The sequence below is a fragment of the Kribbella antibiotica genome (assembly GCF_004349055.1).
Lineage (GTDB): Bacteria > Actinomycetota > Actinomycetes > Propionibacteriales > Kribbellaceae > Kribbella > Kribbella antibiotica.
Genome location: NZ_SMKX01000033.1, coordinates 40,896 through 58,829, shown reverse-complemented (window position 1 = coordinate 58,829; position 17,934 = coordinate 40,896). Strand labels below are relative to the sequence as shown.

Genomic DNA, 17,934 nt, shown 5'->3' with positions numbered 1-17,934 from the left:
TTCAGTGGTCACGGCGAGTTGCGAGCCGAGCCAGCCTCTCCAGTTCGATGGACGCCGGCGCGATGGCACCGGCGGTGATCAACGACCCCAGAGCGGCGGTCAACAAGGCGTCGGCCTGGGCTTGACTGGTCGCGCGGCCCCCCGCGGTCTCGACCAGTGCAGCTGCAGTCGTCAGCTCGTCCGCCGACAGTTCGTCGGTCCGCGCGTAGAGAGCAGCTAGCTCCCTAGCGGCCGGCGTACCGGAGGCGAGCGCAGTGACCACCGGCAAGGACTTCTTCCGCCGGGTCAGGTCCGAGTACACGGGCTTGCCGGTGACCGACGGCGTCCCCCAGATGCCGAGCAGGTCATCGACGTACTGATACGCGAGCCCGAGATCCTCGCCGTACAGGCGGAGATGGTCGACCTGGTCGGGTCGCCCGCCACCGAGTAGGGCGCCGAGGGCCGTGCAGCATCCGAGCAGCGCGCCGGTCTTGAGCTGCGCCATTCGCACGCATTCGGCCGGTACGACGTCATCGCGCGTCTCGAACTCGGCATCGGCCAACTGCCCGTCGACCAGCTCCTGCACCGAGGCACCGAGAATCCGCGCCGCTTCACCCCTCGCTGACTGTGTTTGTTCAAATGGGCCACTTCCCACCAGTACGTCGAACGCCAGCCCGAGAAGCGCATCACCGGCGAGGATCGCCGGGCCGAGTCCGAACACGGTCCACGCGGTTGCGCGGTGCCGTCTGGAGATGTCGCAGTCCATCACATCGTCGTGCAGCAACGAGAAGTTGTGCACCAGCTCAACCGCGACCGCGGCCGGGAGCGCGGACTCCGTCGTACCGCCGACTGCTTGGGCAGTCAGCAGCACGAGCGCGGGACGAATCGCTTTGCCCGGGTCAGCGTGGGCCGGGCGTCCTTCCTCGTCGGCCCAACCGAAGTGGTAGTCGGCTATCCGGCGGGTGGCCGGCGGCAGGCTGGCTACCGCGGCGCGCAGTGCGGGGTCGACCACCTCTCGGCTCCACGCGAGCACCTCGGCTGCCGAACGGTCACCCTGACTGGTCGTCTCTTGGAGTGTTGACATCGCATGCTCCTCATCCACCGAGCTCGACGTTTTCCAGGACGCCGAGCGCGTCCGGAACCAGTACAGCCACCGAGTAGTAGGTGCTGACCAGATACGAGATGACTGCCTTGTCGCTGATGCCGAGGAACCGGACATTCAGCCCTGGCTCGTACTCGTCCGGCAGACCGGTCTGGTGCAAGCCGATGACACCCTCGTCCTCGGCACCGGTACGCAGGACCACAATCGAGGTCGTGTTGTTCTCCGAGATCGGGATCTTGTTCGAGGGCAGCAGCGGTACGCCGCGCCACGCCTGCACGGTCTTGCCGTTGACGATCGTCGTCTCGGGGTAGATGCGCCGCGTGGTGCACTCCCGGCCGAACGCAGCGATTGCCTTCGGGTGAGCCAGCAGCATCTTCGGCTTGCGGCGCCGGGAGATGAGCTCGTCGAAGTCGTCCGGAGTCGGGGGACCGGTCCGGGTGTAGATGCGCTGGGCGTAGTCCGCCTGGTTCAGCAACCCGAACTCGCGGTTGTTGAACATCTCGTGTTCCTGGCGCTCGCGGAGCGCCTCGATGGTCAGCCGCAACTGCTGCTCGGTCTGGTCCATCGGGTCGTTGTAGAGGTCCGCGACGCGAGTCTGCACCCGCAGGATCGTCTGCGCGACGCTGAGCTCGTACTCCCGTGGCGACGGGTCATAGTCGACGTACGTGCCGGGCAGCACGTCCTCGCCGGCGTGTCCGGATGCGACGTCGATCGACGCCTCACCGTTCTTGTTCTGCGCGTGCTGCGGCCGCTGCCGGTAGTCGTCGAGCTGGGTCCTGAGGGCCTCTGATCGGTCGAGCAGCTCGGTGAATTCGTGGCGGCTGAGCCGCAGGATCACACAGCTGGTCAGGGCCTTGGCCGTGTACTCCCAGAGGTGCTCCGGCGGTTCGGTCAACAGGTCTGCACCGAGATGGTCGCCGTCGGCAACAGTGCCGAGGTCGGTGCCTGCGCCGTACTCGCCGACACCAGTCTTGGCGACCTTGCCATGGGCAATCAGTACGACGTCATCGACCCGGCTGCCGAATTCGACGATCACCTGTCCGGGCTGCACGTCTTCACGGCGGAACCGGTCGGCCAATGCGTTGAGCACGCCCTCATCGGCGAACCCGCGCAGTGGTGGCAGCTCGGTGAGCTCGGCCGGGATCACCCGGACGTCCGAACCGGTGACCGCGAAGCTGAGCCGGCCGTCGCCCACCGCGAAGGTGGTCCGCCGGTTGACGCGGAACGCGGCGCCCTTGGTCTCCACCCACGGGAGCTGGTTGAGCAGCCAGCGGGGGCTGATCCCCTGCATCTGCGGGACGGACTTGGTGGTCGTCGACAGCTGCCGAGCGGCCGCCGTACCGAGACTGAGCTGGGGCTGTTCCTGGTGGTCGACAGTCATGCCGCACCGGCCTTTCTGGAGAGTCGGAAGGCGGAGGTGCCGAGTCCGCTAGGCACCCCGAAGCGTTGCGTCGGGGCTTTGCGGTGCGGCAGGTCGGTGGCTTCGTAGCGATGGCAGCCCTCGTGCCAGACGAGGATTCCGGACACCCAGTTGCGGAGTTCGTCGGCGTACCCGAGCACTGCCTTGCCGACCTCGTCGGACAGTCCGAAATCATTGATCATGATCGGCAGATCGTTCTCGGTGACGCGTTCGAACTGTTCCATCCGGGCCGTCATCAGGTTGTTGACGACGGCAACAGCTTCGTCCTTGCTGCAGGCCAGGAAGTTCTGGACGACCGCCACCCCGTTGTGGAAGTCGCCGTCGTACTCGGTCTCCTTGTGGTACGAGAAGAGATCGTTCAGCAGGCAGGCGTAGTCGGCCGCCGCGTTCTCCATCGCTTGGATGGGACGCGACCGGTAGACCTCGGCCGGGACGTCACGTCCGTGGCCGATCCGGCACAGACTCATGGTCAGGTCCGAACCGAACGTGCGCCGCCGCATCTCGACGTAGTCGACCGGATCCGGAATGCGGTTCTGCGCCTGGTTGGCGAGCTCCCACAGCCAGCTCTCGGTCATCGTGTCGACCGCCTGCCGGAAGGATCGCCGATCCTCCATCGGCATCGGGCCGGCGGTGCGCTGCCACAGGTCGGCCAGCGACACCTCCAGCGGGCCCACCGGTGGCGGGCTCACCATGTCGAGTGGCATCAGCGCCGACAGCCGTGCGGTGGTCACCTTGGCGGTGGCCAGATCGCGCCGCAGGCCGAAGACCAGCGGGTAGTAGTCGTCGGCGAACGTGCCCCAGGCGAGCCACTCACTAGCCAGCGCCAGTTGATCGGCCGAGGCATCCGGGAAGATGCCGGAGGCACAGAGCGGCAGATCAAACGCCTCGAGCATCCGTGCATCCCAGACTGTCCCGTCGGAGATGCCGGTCTGCTCACCCCACTCCAGAACCGCGAACCGCGCGCTGTCCAGATGGGGGCTGCTCTTCGCCTTGTAGGGCATGTAGATGTCCGGCAATGTCGTCGGACCGACCGGCTGGTACGGCGTGAAGCTGTGACTGCGCATCCGGTACGGCGCCGTGGTGATCAAAGACGAGGCGATCCGCATGGCCGACGTACCGAAGTTACTGCCCAGGCCAGCGCTCGCGGCAGCCTTTCCGCCCTTGTTCATATAGCGGCTGGAGCGCAGATGCCACTCATGACCGCCGGACTGCCAGTCTTGCAAGCCTTTCACGTAATGCAGTACGTCGAGCTGGCCCTTCGGATCGATCCCGTTCTCAGCAAGGAGCTGCGGGACCTCGACCACGGCCGTGTTCTCGAACTGGTGCAACCGCGAGGTGAGGATGTCGTTGACCATATCGGCGGCCCGTTGCGTCGGGCAACCGAAGAAGGTCTCCATCACCAGCACCGCGTTGCTGACCTCGCCCTCCACCTCGACCTCGCGCTGGTACGAGAAGAGGTCGTTGCGCATATGGATGGCGTCCGAGAACGTGTCGCTGAGCACGTGCATCGGCCGAGTCTCGGCAATCGCCTCCGGGACCTCGGCGGTCACATACTCGACCAGGTTCGCCGACCAGGGTGCGCCGCCGACCTTGCGGCGCATCTCGATGTACTCGATCGGGTTGGCGATCCGGCCGGCGCTGATGTTCGACAGTTCCCACAGGGATTCGGCGAGCAGGGCCTCGGTGGTCAGCCGGAACCGCCGCCGCCAGTCCGCCGACATCGACGGGATGGTGCGGTTCCACAGGTCGACGAGACCGCGCTCCACCGGATTGGTCGGTGTCTCGGTGATCTCCCCTTCGGCCGGCATGAACAGCAGCAAGCGATCCAGGTAGGCCTTGGCCGCCGGGATGTCCCGGGTCTTCTTGTACAGCTCGAGAAAGTGGTCGTCGAAGTAGAAGACCCACACGTACCAGTCGGTGACGAGATCCAGCTGGGGGCCGGTCGCGTCGGGGTGGGTGTACGCGCAGAGCAGCGCATAGTCGTGGGAGTCGAAGTCGTGCTCGTCCCAGACGTGATGCCCTTCCTGCGGTACGTCGATCATGTCGAACTCGTAGGCCCAGGACTTGCTGTGCACCCGGGCTCCCTCCAGATGCGGACTGATTCTGGCGGGATAGGGCACATAGAAGTCGGGCAGCTCGTACGGCTGCTCGGTTGCCATGTGGATCAGCCCTCGCGACCGATCTCCACGCCTTCCAGGACACCTAGGGCATCCGGAACCAGTACGGCGGCCGAGTAGTAGGCGCTGACCAGGTAGTTGATGATCGCCTTCTCGCTGATGTTCATGAACCGCACCGACAGGCCCGGCTCGTACTCGTCCGGCAGCCCCGTCTGGTGCAGGCCGACGACACCCTGGGTGTTCTCACCGGTCCGCATCAGCAGGATCGAGCTGGTCCGGGTGTCGCTGATCCCGATCTTGTTGGACGGGAAGATCGGTACGCCGCGCCACGCGGGCAGGCGGTGTCCACCGACATCGATCGAGTCCGGGTAGATGCCGGCCTTGGTGCATTCGCGCCCGAACGCGGCGATGGTGCGCGGGTGGGCGAGGAAGAAGGCCGGCTCCTTCCAGACCAGGCTGAGCAGCTCGTCCAGGTCGCCCGGGGTCGGCGGTCCGCTGCGGGTCGGGATCCGCATGCTCAGGTCCGCGTTGTGCAGCAGACCGAAGTCGCGGTTGTTGATCATCTCGTGTTCCTGGCGCTCACGCAGCGCCTCGATGGTCAGCCGCAACTGCTGCTGGGTCTGGTCCATCGGGTGGTTGTAGAGGTCCGCGACCCGGGAGTGCACGCGCAGCACGGTCTGCGCGACGCTCAGCTCGTACTCCCGCGGGCTCGTCTCGTAGTCGACGTAGGTGCCGGGCAGGTCGGACTCACCCGCGTGGCCGGCCGCCAGCTCGATCGAGGCCTCGCCGAACTCGTTCTTGGCCTCCTCGGGGCTGTCCCGGAAGCTCTGGATATGCGCCCGGAGACTGTCGGACTGGCCGATCAGTTCCTCGAAGGACTGCTGGGACAACGTCAGCAGTGTTCCTGGGGTCAACGCCTTAACGGTGAATTCCCAGAGGTCGTCGGATTCGAGGATCGCCTTGTAGGTGAAGTGATCGCCGTCGGCCAGCGTCTCGAGAACGGCCTCGTCGCCGTACTTGCCGACACCGATCTTGTTCAGCTTGCCGTGCGCGATCAGACAGACCTGGTCGGCCGGCTGGCCGCGCTCGACGATCACGTCACCGGGCTGGAAGTCGCGCTGCTGGAACCGGTCCGCGAGCGCGGTCAGCACCTCGACGTCGTCGAAGCTGCGCAACATGCCCAGCTCACACAGCTCCTGCGGGATCACCCGGACCTCCGCACCGGAGGTGGTGAAGGTGACTCGGCCGTCGCCGACGGCGTAGCTCAGCCGGCGGTTCACCCGGTAGGCACCACCCTTGGCTTCGACCCACGGCAGCAGCTTGAGCAACCACCGGGAGGTGATGCCCTGCATCTGTGGCTCGGACTTCGTGGTCGTGGCCAGGTTGCGGGCGGCCGCCGTACCAAGGCTCAGCTGCGGCTGTCCGTTGGCGCTTACATCAGGTTCGGTCAGGGTCATAGGAAAAACACCACCGTTCGAATCGACTGCGGGCATGCGTCAGCACCACGCGTGGCGTGGTCTGGGCACAGTGAGGACGCCACGCTGCTCGCCGCCCGGGCATGACGAGCCAGGGTGCAGCGTGGATCAGCGGGTCGGCGAGGACGGGCGGATCACACGATCGACTGGACGACGACGGGAGGCATACGGACCCGGCGTCCCCAGAGCGCCTGCTGTCCGACCCCGTCGGCTTACTCACTAACAGTAGTCAGATGGCGACGGGCGCCGTCAAGATGTACTCACGGTCAACTTCTTTCAGACCTTTCCGAACCCCGAGACAATGAGGTCCGGACCCCGGCGAAATGGATCTTCCGGGGTCTGCTGTGGTGCCTCATTGGGGCTAACGTTTCAGCGCTCCGGGCGCGACACGATCTGGATCAGTGTCTGTTGCCCGGTCGCGATCGACGTGCGACGATCGCCTTCCACTGCGACGACCTCAAGTTGGCAAACCGTCAGGGTACGACCAGATTTAAGGACTGTGCCGATGGCTTCGAGGTAGTCGCCTTCGGCCGGCGCGAGCAGGTTGATCTTGTACTCGACAGTCAGTACGGAGCTGTCCGGAGGGAAAAGGGTGAAGGCCGCATAACCACCTGCGCTGTCAGCGATGGCACTCGTCGCACCGGCATGGAAGTAGCCGTGCTGCTGGGTGACCTCGGGGCGGCGTGGTAACTCGATGTGAACACACCCCGGGTAAATGCGCGTCAGCGTCGCACCCAGGTGTTCCATCAGTCCCTGCCGGTCGAAGCTCGCGCGCACGCGGGCCTGGACCTCGGGGTCAGCCTCCTCCATGCAGGCACCCTAGCGGCCCATGGCACCATTCCGAGGTGCATGTCTACTCGGGTTCGCTGCAACAAGGTGAGGAATCCCTTGAGCTCGCTGTGGCTCACGCGCTGGTACGGCGAGCGTCCGACGGCTATCTCGATGAGGCACTCCGGATCTACCGGCCGGCTGCCCCGGTCGTGGTGTTCGGCCGCCGAGACACCCGCCTGCCGGGCTTCGCCGCCGCCGTACAGGCTGCTCGTGATGCGGGCTTCGAGCCGCTGGTCCGGGCAGTGGGTGGACGACCGGTTGCGTACACGACCGAGGCCCTAGTGGTCGACCACGTGCGGCACGAGCGGTTGGCTCCGGATGGCATGGAGGCACGATTCATCCAGTACGGCGACCTGTACGCCGGAGTGCTCCGGGATCTCGGGATCGACGCGCGAGTGGGCGCCGTACCGGGGGAGTACTGTCCGGGCGCGCACAGCGTCAACGCCCGCGGAGTCGTGAAACTCATCGGCACCGGCCAACGCGTCGTCCGCGACGGCTGGCTCTTCAGCGCACTGATTGTCCTCGGGGATGACGAGCTGTTGAGGCCGTTGCTCACTGAGGTCTACCGGTTGCTGGAGCTCCCCTTCGATCCGGCCTCCGTCGGGTCGATCGCCTCGGAGGCCGCCGGCCGAGGGGAATCCGTTGAGCTGCGCCTACGAGCGGCCTATGCGCAGCACGCCGTACTTGAGCCCGCGGTCCTGGACGCAGCCACTCTCGCCGTCGCCCACGAGCTATCCGCCGACCACCGCGCCTAACCACCATCTGATGGGTCCACCCATGAGATGGCGCGGGCCGGAGGCGTCGGGGAGGGCGGACCTGGGCCACTGACCAACTTCCCGATCGGGCGCTCGCGCAGGCAGCGCTGAGCGTGAGCAGGGCGGGCTGCGCGAGGTTAGACAGTGGTGGCGGTCCGCTCGCGGGCGACGAGCAGGTGGATGCTCAGGGCGATCGTCAGGACGACGGCGGAGACGGCGAGCAGCCAGTGCGGGGCCGCGCCGGTGGCCAGGACGATGCCGCCGAGGCCGCCGCCTAGCGCCGCGCCGAGGGAGATGGCGCTGCCGTTGAGGGCCATGACGATCGCGGCTGAGTCGCCGGCGAGGACGCCGAGGCGGGCCTGTTGGGGGACGGCGGCGCCGCCGTTGCCGACGCCCGCCAGGAAGAACCAGGCCAGGCCCATGACGGCGGCCAGGGTGACGGGCGCGTAGCCGAGTGCGAGGCCGCCGATGATCGAGTTGAGGAGTAGGCCGGTGAGGACGACGGTCAGCACGCGGATCGGGGTGAAGCGGTCGGTGAGCCGGCCGGTGACGGCGTTTCCGAGCATGCTGAACAGGCCGTAGCCGAACATGATCAGGATGATCATCCAGTCGGCCCGGAAGGTCGGACCGAAGATCAGCGTGGCGTAGGTGAAGCAGGTGTAACTGGCGCACAGAATGCCGACGGTAACGAGCAGACCGGCCAGCAGCCGCGGTTGGCGCAGCGGCCGGAGGCGGTCGGCGAGTGTGCCCGCCGGGAGGTGCAGTTCAGGCAGGCGGAGCAGGATCCCGACCAGGGCGATCGCACCCACCACGGCGACCAGCACCATCGGGAAGCGCCAATTGGACTGGCCGATGACGAGGCCGACCGGTACGCCGAGCGCGGTCGCGGTCATCCAGCCGCCCAGCACGAACGACAGCGCCTTGCCGCGATGCCGGATCGGCGTCTGCGCGATCACGTACGCCAGGATCGCGGCGTTCAGCAGACAACCGCCGAGTGCCGAGACCACTCGACCGCTGATCGCGATACCGTAATTCGGTGCGAGGGCAACGATCAGGTTGCCGACCACGAAGACCGCCAGCGACAACGCGATGGTCCGGCGCCGCTCCCACCGACTGGTCGCCGTACCGAGAATCGGCGCCATGATCGCCGACGTGAGCGCAAAGACCGTCATCAACTGACCGGCCGCCGGCTCGGTCACCCGCAGGTCCTCAGCAATCGCCGGAAGCAGTCCCGCCAGCACGTACCCGTCGATTCCGGTCGAGAACGCGGCCACCGCCAGCCAGATCAACGTCCGGTACGAGACTCCATCGTGCTGCTGTGTCTGCTCCACAAGCGTCTATCGAACCCTTGTCAGGCCGCTCCGGCAAGCGCAAAGCCGCTTGTTCTCGCTCCGTAGACACAGCTTCGCGCACAATCACGCATGATCAGGACGCGTGGCATGATCCGGACAGCACCGCTACGCCGCATTCGACGGTTCCTACGGTGGTCTGTACATCGGACTGAAGGGGACTGGAATGAGCATGAAGCGAGTTGCAGCTTTGTTCGCGTCGGCGGCGTTGATCGTGGCCGGGGCGTATGTCGTCAAGCCGGCGGCCGCGGTGGACGCAGGCGGAACCTCGGCCAGCCAGGGACATAGCGACGGGTTCGAGTGGAACTAGTGGGCTGAACGGCTGATCGCGCCGCTGCCAGTCAGTCGGGCAGCGGCGCTATCGGTTCAGTCAGGGCTGTTCGTCCTCGGGGCGGCATCTATTCAGGAAAGTGCGGGAGCTGCTCGTTCGGGTCCTCGTCGGGGTTCGGAGCCGGTGCTGGGCTCGGGTCGAGGTCCGGATCGGGCTGACCGCCGCCCGGCACGGGATCGGTCAGATCCGGCAGCGGCTCGACGGGCGGGACCGGAATGGGGTTGGTGCTCATGGTTCCTCCTCAGGTTCCAGCTTGCATAGCCGGTGCCCGCGGGGGATGAGTTCCATGCGCTACTTCAGGAGGGCGACGGCTTCCTGGATGGAGTCGGTGACCAGGGAGCCGGTGGCTTCGAGGGCCTCGCGGGACATTGCGCCGGTGCTGACGAGGATGCTGCCGGCGCCGGCCGCGCGGGCCGCGTCGGCGTCGTCGACGACGTCGCCGATCAGTACGACGTCCGCGGGGTCGAGGCGCTGGGCCTCGAGGTGGCGGACAAGGCTCTCAGCCTTGGAGCCGCCACCGACCTCGGCAACCAGGCCGTCGACGCGGGTGAAGTGCGGGGCCAGGCCGTATTCGTCGATCGTCGGGGTCAGGCGGTCGTGGAACCACATCGACAGCAGGGACTGGGTGCGGCCGGACTCAGCGACACCCAGTAGTACGTCGAGCGTTCCTTCGGCGAGACCGGACTTGGCCAGCAGGGCGTCGTACCGGTCGTGGTAGAGCTTGTCGACCTGCGCCCATTCGGGTTCGGTGAGGCTGCGGGACAGGACTGTCTCGTACGAGACGCGCATCGGCCTCGTGTACGCCGCCTGCCAGTCCGGCCAGGTGATCGCCGTACCGCCGAGGCCGACGAAGACCTCGTTCACCGCGGCGAGCACGATCTCGTTGTCGTGCAGCAAGGTGCCGTTCCAGTCCCAGACCACATGAGAAATCTTCACCGGCAGCAGTTTAGATTGCCGGCTGGATTCCTTCTCTGAAGGGAATGAATATCCGGCCTCAGGGCACGACTTTGGTCAAAAAGTGCCTATTCATTCCTAATACACGCCTTGACCGGGGTTGAATCTGCTTCCACGCTGTCCTCTATGACGAGCGAGCAGGGGTTGGCCGACGTGCCGCGGGGGATGAAGTTCCGGGCGCTGGCCGAGCAGTTGCGGGAGGAGATCGCCACCGGGGTCTGGATGGTCGGCGGCCGGTTGCCGACCGAGTCCGAGCTGGCACGCGCAGCCGGTGTCGGGATCAACACCGTACGGCGGGCTGTCGACCTCCTGATCGAGGACGACATCGTGCAGCGCCGGCAGGGTTCCGGGACCTACGTGCTCGCCCAGCCGTCGGGTATCCGCCTGCAGCGCCGATTCGTCGGCGTACTGGTCCCGTCGACCTCGTACTTCTACCCGAAGGTGATCGAGGGCATCGAGCGCGTGCTGAGCGCCGCTGGGGTCCGCGTGATCCTGTCGAGCTCGGAGTACAACCTGGACGTCGAGGCCGAGCAGACCCGGCAACTGCTCCAAGCCGGTGTCGACGGGCTGCTGCTGGTGCCCAACCTGCACCTGATGGAAGACCCCGGACTCTTCTTCGAGGATCTGCCCGACCTTCCGGTCCCGTATGTCCTGATCGAGCGCCGGCCGCCGCATCCCACACTGGACGACGCGACGCCGTACGTGTGCACCAACCACCAAGGCGGTGCGTACGCCGCTGTCCGCCACTTCACCGAGCTCGGTCACCGGCGGATCGGCCACCTCGGCCGCCTCCGCACCGGTACGGCGGACGCCGTGCAGGCGGGTTTCGACGCGGCCATCACGGAGTTGGGCCTGCCGGTGATCCCGGCGGTCAACCAGCGTCGTGAAGTGTGGACCAACGAAGAGCTTGCCGCGTACGTCCAGACCTGCGCCGACAATGACGTCAGCGCGGTCTTCTGCCTAGGTGATCGAGACGCCTCGGCGCTGGTTCTGCATGCCCGCCGGCTCGGGGTCGATGTCCCCGGCGATCTCGCACTTGTTGCCTATGACGACGAAGTGGCCGACCTGGGGGAAGTGCCGCTGACTGCTGTCTCACCGCCGAAGGCCGAGGTTGGAGCGCTCGCAGCCGAGTTGCTGCTGCGCCGCCTCACCCAAGGCGAGACGGCCCCCATTCATCAGGTCCAGCTGCGTCCGCGGCTGGTCATCCGCGCCTCTTGTGGTGCGATGACCCGAGAGTTGGTTCAGCAATGAAGCCATTCCTGATAGCCGCCGCTTTGGTGGCCGCCGTGCTGCAACCGGTGAGCGCGACCGCGGCGCCGCCCGACGCACCGGTTGCCCCCGGCAACCTCGTGGTGAATGCGGGGTTCGAGGCCGGCAGCAACGGCTGGACTGCTTCTAGTCGAGCAACGGTGGAGTCCGGTGCTTTGAAAGTGGCCTCCATCACCGGGATCGCCTGGGAAGGCGCGAACTCAGCCTCCTTTGGACTCGACGGCCGCCGGACGGCGCGGGTGACGGTGTCTGGCCAGATGAAGCTTGATGACGTCGTCCAAGGGGCATCGGCCGACAATGCGGCCAAGCTCTACATCGCGTTCGTGAATGCTGCCGGCGTGAAGAATTGGCAAGGCGTCCGCCTGCAGGGCACGCAGGACTGGACCCTGCAGAGCGCCACGTACGCCGTACCGGCTGGGACTGTGTCGGCGTTCGTCAGCGTGGCTCTCGATCGTGCGGTCGGCACCGTTCGGTTCGACGATCTGCGCGTTGCGGCGGCCGCGCCGGTCAACCTGGCGACGAACCCGGGATTCGACACCACGACGACCGATCCGAACTGCCCGGCGGCCGGCTGGTGCACGCCGTACCTGAGTCAGGTCTACGACCTCGACGCCGGCGCGATGCGGCTGAAAGGCGTGCCAGGCAAGAAGATTGGCGGTTTCGTCACCACGCAGGTCGACCAGGCCGTCTGGCCGGTCGTCACGGTCGCGGCGGATGTGAAGACCGATCAACTGGTGTCGTCCGACTTCACCGACGTACCGGGTGGTTTGCGGGTCAGCCTCAGCTTCTCGTACGTCGTGAACGGCGTGACCACCTACACGGGCTCGTCGATCATCGCCGGAGTGATCACCGGCAGTCGTGGTTGGTCGCGGATCAGCGGCACAATGCGGTTGCCGGCCAAGACCCAGCGGATCCAGGTGATCCCCACTGTCACGAACGCCACCGGTACGGCGTGGATCGACAACGTGAGTGTCAGCCCCGAATCCGGGTGGGTCTCGCCGGACATGGTCGCCAAGTCGGTTGCCGCAGGCAATGAGGTGGTCCACTACACGACGATCACGAACCGGCGCGAGGTTGCGGACACCTTCCGGCTCAGCCTCGATCAGTCGGCCTTGGCGCCGTACACGGCTCGGCTCGCAGCAGACAGCGTCACCCTGGCTCCCGGCGCGAGCGCCCAGGTCAAGGTCTTCGTGACCGCACCAGCAGAACAAGCGGCCGGTACGACGCGCGAGGTCAAGCTGCTCGCGACTCCCGCCGGGGCACCGGACTTGACGCAGACTGCCTGGCTTGAGACGACGGTGGCGAGCGCGGCAGTGCGTGGTGAGCAGCCGCAGGTCTTCAACACTGTTGCCGAGATCAACGCATTGCGGCAGAAGGTCGCCGACCAGGGCTGGGCGAAGGACGCCTTTACGAAGGTGGTGAAGACCGAGGCTGATGCCTGGTTGCCGCGACCGCTCGACAAGACGATGTTCCACAACGCGTGGACCGGCAACTACAAGTGCCCGGGCACGAACACCAGCCTTCGCTTCGACTACGACAAGCCGACCGAGCACACCTGCCCGATCGACGGGAAGGTCTATACCGGCGAGCCCTACAACAGCTCGTGGATCGAGACCTGGCACTACAACGCTGGCCAGGGCGCCGCTGATCTGGGGCTTGCCTACCAACTGACTGCTGATCCTCGCTATGCCGGGAAAGCCCGCGACATCCTGCAGTACTACGCCGATCAGTTCGTGTCGGTGCCATTGAACGGTCTGTATGGGCGAGTGCACTACCAGGTTCTCGACGAGGCTGTCTCGGCCGTCGCGCTGGTCGATGCTTATGATCTGATCCACGAGTCGCTGACCCCGGCCGAGCGGGTCAACATCGAGCAGAATCTGCTGCGCCCGCTGGCCGATCTGATGATCTCCTGGCCGACCTCCACCTCGAACTTCCAAGCCTGGAACGATGCCGGTATCTACGCAATCGGTGCCGCGATCAACGATGCGGCGTACAAGGACTATGCGTTGCACGACTCCGAGGACGGGCTGGAGTTCCTGCTGAACAAGGCGCGGATGAACGACGGCTGGTGGTGGGAAGGATCGGCGAGCTATCACGTCTACGCGCTGCAGGCACTGACGAGCTTGGCCTTGGCGGCTCGCGGTGAGCATGATTACCTCGGCGATCCGCGGTTCAAGCAGATGTACACGGTACTGCTGCCTTACCTGTATCCGGATCTGACCGTTCCGGCGGCCGGTGACGGTGGCAACTGGGGACGGCGGTTCGGCGTCAGCTTCACGCAGTTCGCCGAGTTCGGGTACGGCCAGTACGGCGATCCGCGGTTCGCGGCGGCGCTCGACTACGCCTACACGAACGCGAAGCTGCCGCGGACCGACCGCTGGGCACTCCGGTACGGAGCCGACAGCATCCCGGCGAGTTCGGGTCTGCGGGTGTCGAGCACGAACTTCACCAGCCTCGGTGAGGCCGTCCTCCAGTCGCACAACGGACGCAATCTCGCCCCGAACCCGGGGCTGGAGGACGACTCGTACTGGAAGTTAGAGGGTGCGTCCTGGGTGACCGATGTGGTGATGGACGGCAAGCGCGCGGCGAAGGTGACCGGGGATCTCGCCGGTTGGCGCGGGTTGCGGCAGGATGTGCCGCTGGACGGTCGTGAGGTCCCCACGCTGCGGTTGTCAGCCCTGGCCAAGACCTCCGGAGCGACAGCAGGAAAGCTGACATTGAGCTTCCTGGATGGGCGCGGATCGGTCATCTCAACGAAGAGCACCGCTCTCAAACGCGATGCGGAGTGGACGGCGTACGACGTCGATGCGGACGTGCCGTCGTCGACGCGGTCGGTCCGGTTGAGTCTGGGCAGCGACCGGGGGACCGGGACGCTGTGGTTCGACCAGGTTGATCTGTGGTCGAACCAACTGCTCACCGATGGCCGACGCGAAGTCGCGGTGCAAGGTGGCAACGTCGGCTCACTGACGTTGGCAGCCAACGTCCGGGGGACCGGCGTGCTGGAACTGACCTTCCTGGACAAGGAAGGAGCGGTGCTGATGACAGAGACCGCGAACTTCCGCGGGGTGCCGCGCTGGACTACCAAACAGGTCCGAGCCGAAGTCCCCACGCAGACGGTCAAAGTCAAGGTGCGAACGACGGGACGCGCGGAACGCATTCGCTTGAGTGCTGAGCACGCGATCGACGCCTTCCAGGCGAATTATCTGCGGCTCGACTACGGCATCGCAGGCGGGACCCACGGGCACGCCGACAAGCTGCACCTCGATGTCGTCGGTGCCAGCGGGCTGCAGTCAACTGACCTCGGCCAGGTGTACGGCGCCTCGAACGCCGACCTGACCGAGAACTGGTACCGCGAAACGGTCTCGCACAACACGGTCGTGGTCGACGGCACCAGCCAGGACCGCAACCTGCGCGGCACCCTGAAGTACTTCGGTACGACGCCGCGGCTGCAGGTCGCGGACGCTGAAGTCAAGGGCGCCTACGCCAGCGTTCCCGCGTCGAGCGACGTCGAGCTGGAACGCAAGGTCCTGATGACCGACGACTACTCGCTGGACGTCTTCGATGCCAAGGGCACCAAACCGCATCGCTTCGACCAGTCGTGGCACGGCGCCGGCTCGCTGACGATCGGGACCGTCCCGATGACCCCAACCTCAGGCGTCCTCGATCCGACCAGCACGAACTTCGGCTATCACCTGCTGAAGAACGTTGCGGTGGGCAACGCGGCTGACGGCCAATGGACCGGGACCTGGTCGAGCGGACTGAAGCTGACCGCATTGGAGCCCGAGGCAACCACCGTGCTGCACGAAACCGCACCAGGAACGGCCTCCACCGGTACGCCGATCCCGTTCGTGCTAGCTCGTCGCGAGGGTGTGACGGCGACGCGGTACACAACGCTTCTGCAGACGTCACCTACCGTCTCGTCCGTCCGTCGGATCGCCGATGGGCATGTGCGTGTCGAGTTGGCTGCCGGTGGGCGCGACGACCTCCTGTACGACGACGGCTTCGCTCTCGTGCGGAAGGCCAGCATCGATCTGCTGCAGCGATCCACGGTCGCCGTCGATGGCCGCACGTACGTCGAGGCGTCGCGCAAGCTGGACAACGCCTCGCTGGTCTTCGACGACACCACGCTACGGATCGACGTACGCCGAGCCGCCACCGCGCCGGCACCCGTCGTACTGAAGATCTATGCGCCTGGTGTCCGGACTGTGACCGTGAACAACCAGCCGGCCCGGGCTGTGCCTGCGGGCGGTGGCTATCTAAAGGTCACACTGAATGCGTGACTTGATGCAGTGGGTCGGTGTTCCGGAAGCGGAACAGACCGCGGTCCTGGCGTCACCGCCCGACGAGCACGAGCTCGCTGCGGCGGTCGCCGGACTCCGGCGGGACCTCGGCAGCCTGGACAGCAGCGTCACCTGGCGAGCCGCCAGCGGAACCCTCCCGCTCTACGCCTACCTGACCGTCCTGCCGGAGGTGCTCGCCTGGCATGCCGCCCGGCGAGTGCCACGAGCCATCTCGCACGCGACCATGCATCAGCTCGGCTCGCGCGTCCGCGACGGCGGCGTCGTGCGCCCGTACTGGTTCTCGCGCCACTTCCGCGGCAGCCTCTACCGCCTCGGCCGGCTCCAGTTCGACCGAACCGCCCGCCACGGTGAGCCCCTGCTCGACGTTCACATCCCCGGCGACGGGCATCTCACCCCCGAAGCCTGCGACGACTCCCTGGCCGCCGCGCGCCCGTTCTTCGCCGAACACTTCCCGGCCGAGGAGTACAAGCGCGCCTATTGCACGTCGTGGCTCCTCGACCCCCAACTGGCCGACTACCTGCCCGAGGACTCCAACATCCTCCGCTTCCAACGCCGCTTCACGACGGAGAGCGTGATCACCCAGGCCGACGACGACATCCGCGCTTTCGTCTTCGACCTGCCGTCCGGCGCGGAACTCCCGCGCCGGACCCGCCTCGAAGCCGCAATCGCCGATCACCTTGCCGAGGGCAAGCACTGGCATCACGTCACGGGCTGGCTGCCGCTGTGAGGTCTACCGGTCGGTCAGAACGGATCGAACCCGTACGACGCGATCGGCTGGTGGTCGCCGAAAGCAGTACGCACCGTGACCGTGACCTTCGCCTTCTTCGCGCCGGAGACAACCGCGGCCAGTTGCCGGCACTCGACCCCGAACTGGGTGTCCTCATCGCTGTCGGCTCCGTTGGAGGCCCGCAGCCGGGTGTTCAGTCCGAGTAGCCGGCACTTCGGTGTCGCGGTGACGAAGTGGGTCCGCCGATTGCTGATCTGCATGCTGTCGTACTGCGCGTCGCACACCGTGAACTTGTCGATGCCGCCGGGGGAGAGGGTGACGCACTTCTTGCCGACGAACCGCTCGTCCTTCTTGCTGACGACGTTCTTCTGGCCGGCGGCGTTCGACGGTTGCGGCCCGGCCTTGCCCGGCGGGTAGCCGTAACGCCAGGCCCAGTTGTCGGAGGCAAGAGTCGGCGCCGCGGTCGCGTCCGCGGTGAACGACCGGCAGGTCTTCGGCAGTACCACCCAGGGTGTATCGAACGGCGCCTTGCCCGCTTTGATCTCGGCGTAGATCTTGTGCGGGGTGCCCTCCACGCAGAAGATGTGCCCGGTCACCGACATCCGTTGCCCCTTGCAACCGGCGGCAGGCTCGAACCAGGCGTTCGCCCAGGAGCCCGTCTGGTTCGCGTCGTACCAGACCTTCAGTACCGGGGCACCGCACTTGGCCGTCGGTGCGGCCGCGGCTGGAGCGACCGGGAGGGCTGCCATGACAAGGGCGAGTGCGGCTGCGATCAGTGGCTTCATCGGAAAACCCTTCGCTACGCTCAGTAGTTGCCTTCGGTTCGATGCTAGGCGCTGGGCGCGGGTCTGAGATCACAGTGCGTGCACGTCCGCGTTGCAACGCCGATGTACCAACGGTTCAGCTGAGATTGACCCCGGGGCGAAGTGAAATCGGGTCAGGCCTGGCGACATAAGCCGGGTATGACCTACTTAGCTCAGGACAGGGGCAGCACCGGCGTGCATGATCCGCCGGCGGGTCTGAAGATCGAAGGGATGCGGGTCGGCCAGGTGCGGGCGCTGATCGAGCAGCGCGGTTACAGCGTCGCCTACTACCTCGAGCGGACCGCGGAGGACAACGTCCGGCGCGAGAGCGTTCCGGACAACTGGTTCGTTCTCGGCAGCCAACTGGTGGTCGACAAGCAGGTCGTGGTGCGGGCACAGCCAAAGTTGCGCTGAGCAAGTAAGTGGGTGAACAGCCGGGGTCTGCAACCTTGCGGTACTGATACCTTCCCCGCCCCACCACCCCGGTCTGGCCCCGGCTTGTTGCGCAAGGCGTGACGGAC

General features: G+C 66.3%; 15 protein-coding genes. 6 read left to right on the top strand and 9 right to left on the bottom strand.

Features of this window, described 5'->3' with window-relative positions:
* Position 1 precedes the first annotated feature (1 nt).
* From E1263_RS14260 to E1263_RS14240, 5 genes are all read right to left on the bottom strand, one after another.
* Positions 2-1,063 carry a family 2 encapsulin nanocompartment cargo protein polyprenyl transferase gene (locus E1263_RS14260; RefSeq protein WP_132167765.1) on the bottom strand — a complete coding sequence of 354 codons (1,062 nt, stop codon included), beginning with the start codon at positions 1,061-1,063 and terminating at the stop codon, positions 2-4.
* Between the two features lie 10 nt (positions 1,064-1,073).
* On the bottom strand, positions 1,074-2,462 hold the full coding sequence (locus tag E1263_RS14255; protein WP_132167764.1) for a family 2B encapsulin nanocompartment shell protein: 1,389 nt from the start codon (positions 2,460-2,462) through the stop codon (positions 1,074-1,076).
* Entirely contained in the window at positions 2,459-4,660 is a 2,202-nt protein-coding gene (locus tag E1263_RS14250; RefSeq protein WP_132167763.1) for a terpene synthase family protein, read from the bottom strand. Before E1263_RS14250 ends, E1263_RS14255 begins: the two co-directional genes overlap by 4 nt.
* 5 nt (positions 4,661-4,665) lie before the next feature.
* Complete coding sequence (locus E1263_RS14245) at positions 4,666-6,075, bottom strand: family 2B encapsulin nanocompartment shell protein (protein WP_132167762.1); 1,410 nt, start codon at positions 6,073-6,075, stop codon at positions 4,666-4,668.
* A 387-nt stretch (positions 6,076-6,462) separates the two neighbouring features.
* Complete coding sequence (locus tag E1263_RS14240; RefSeq protein WP_238161237.1) at positions 6,463-6,903, bottom strand: PaaI family thioesterase; 441 nt, start codon at positions 6,901-6,903, stop codon at positions 6,463-6,465.
* 35 nt (positions 6,904-6,938) lie between these two features.
* On the opposite strand from E1263_RS14240, the gene E1263_RS14235 reads away from it, so the two are divergent.
* Complete coding sequence (locus E1263_RS14235; RefSeq protein ID WP_132167761.1) at positions 6,939-7,679, top strand: lipoate--protein ligase family protein; 741 nt, start codon at positions 6,939-6,941, stop codon at positions 7,677-7,679.
* 137 nt (positions 7,680-7,816) lie between these two features.
* Here the strand turns inward: E1263_RS14235 and E1263_RS14230 are convergent, their stop codons facing one another.
* On the bottom strand, positions 7,817-9,010 hold the full coding sequence (locus tag E1263_RS14230; RefSeq protein ID WP_132167760.1) for an MFS transporter: 1,194 nt from the start codon (positions 9,008-9,010) through the stop codon (positions 7,817-7,819).
* A gap of 184 nt (positions 9,011-9,194) precedes the next feature.
* Between E1263_RS14230 and E1263_RS42705 the strand changes: the two genes are divergently transcribed.
* Positions 9,195-9,338 (top strand): hypothetical protein, encoded by a 144-nt coding sequence (locus tag E1263_RS42705; RefSeq protein ID WP_165956608.1) that lies wholly within the window; start codon positions 9,195-9,197, stop codon positions 9,336-9,338.
* Between the two features lie 88 nt (positions 9,339-9,426).
* On the opposite strand, the gene E1263_RS42700 is transcribed toward E1263_RS42705, so the two are convergent.
* On the bottom strand, positions 9,427-9,591 hold the full coding sequence (locus E1263_RS42700) for a hypothetical protein (RefSeq protein ID WP_165956607.1): 165 nt from the start codon (positions 9,589-9,591) through the stop codon (positions 9,427-9,429).
* A gap of 59 nt (positions 9,592-9,650) precedes the next feature.
* Positions 9,651-10,295 carry an HAD family hydrolase gene (locus E1263_RS14225; RefSeq protein WP_238161236.1) on the bottom strand — a complete coding sequence of 215 codons (645 nt, stop codon included), beginning with the start codon at positions 10,293-10,295 and terminating at the stop codon, positions 9,651-9,653.
* A 144-nt stretch (positions 10,296-10,439) separates the two neighbouring features.
* Between E1263_RS14225 and E1263_RS14220 the strand changes: the two genes are divergently transcribed.
* Genes E1263_RS14220 through E1263_RS14210 form a run of 3 tightly spaced genes read left to right on the top strand, consistent with a single transcriptional unit; the run spans position 10,440 to position 16,610 of the window.
* Positions 10,440-11,564 (top strand): LacI family DNA-binding transcriptional regulator, encoded by a 1,125-nt coding sequence (locus E1263_RS14220; protein ID WP_132167758.1) that lies wholly within the window; start codon positions 10,440-10,442, stop codon positions 11,562-11,564.
* Positions 11,561-15,862: a heparinase II/III domain-containing protein gene (locus tag E1263_RS14215; protein ID WP_132167757.1), complete on the top strand. Its 4,302-nt coding sequence runs from the start codon at positions 11,561-11,563 to the stop codon at positions 15,860-15,862. The genes E1263_RS14220 and E1263_RS14215 overlap by 4 nt, the downstream gene beginning before the upstream one ends.
* On the top strand, positions 15,855-16,610 hold the full coding sequence (locus E1263_RS14210) for an acyltransferase domain-containing protein (RefSeq protein WP_132167756.1): 756 nt from the start codon (positions 15,855-15,857) through the stop codon (positions 16,608-16,610). Before E1263_RS14215 ends, E1263_RS14210 begins: the two co-directional genes overlap by 8 nt.
* Positions 16,611-16,624: 14 nt before the next feature.
* On the opposite strand, the gene E1263_RS14205 is transcribed toward E1263_RS14210, so the two are convergent.
* A complete protein-coding gene (locus E1263_RS14205; protein WP_132167755.1) occupies positions 16,625-17,395 on the bottom strand; it encodes a hypothetical protein in 771 nt (256 codons plus the stop codon).
* A 177-nt stretch (positions 17,396-17,572) separates the two neighbouring features.
* On the opposite strand from E1263_RS14205, the gene E1263_RS14200 reads away from it, so the two are divergent.
* Positions 17,573-17,827 (top strand): hypothetical protein, encoded by a 255-nt coding sequence (locus E1263_RS14200; protein ID WP_132167754.1) that lies wholly within the window; start codon positions 17,573-17,575, stop codon positions 17,825-17,827.
* Positions 17,828-17,934: the final 107 nt, after the last annotated feature.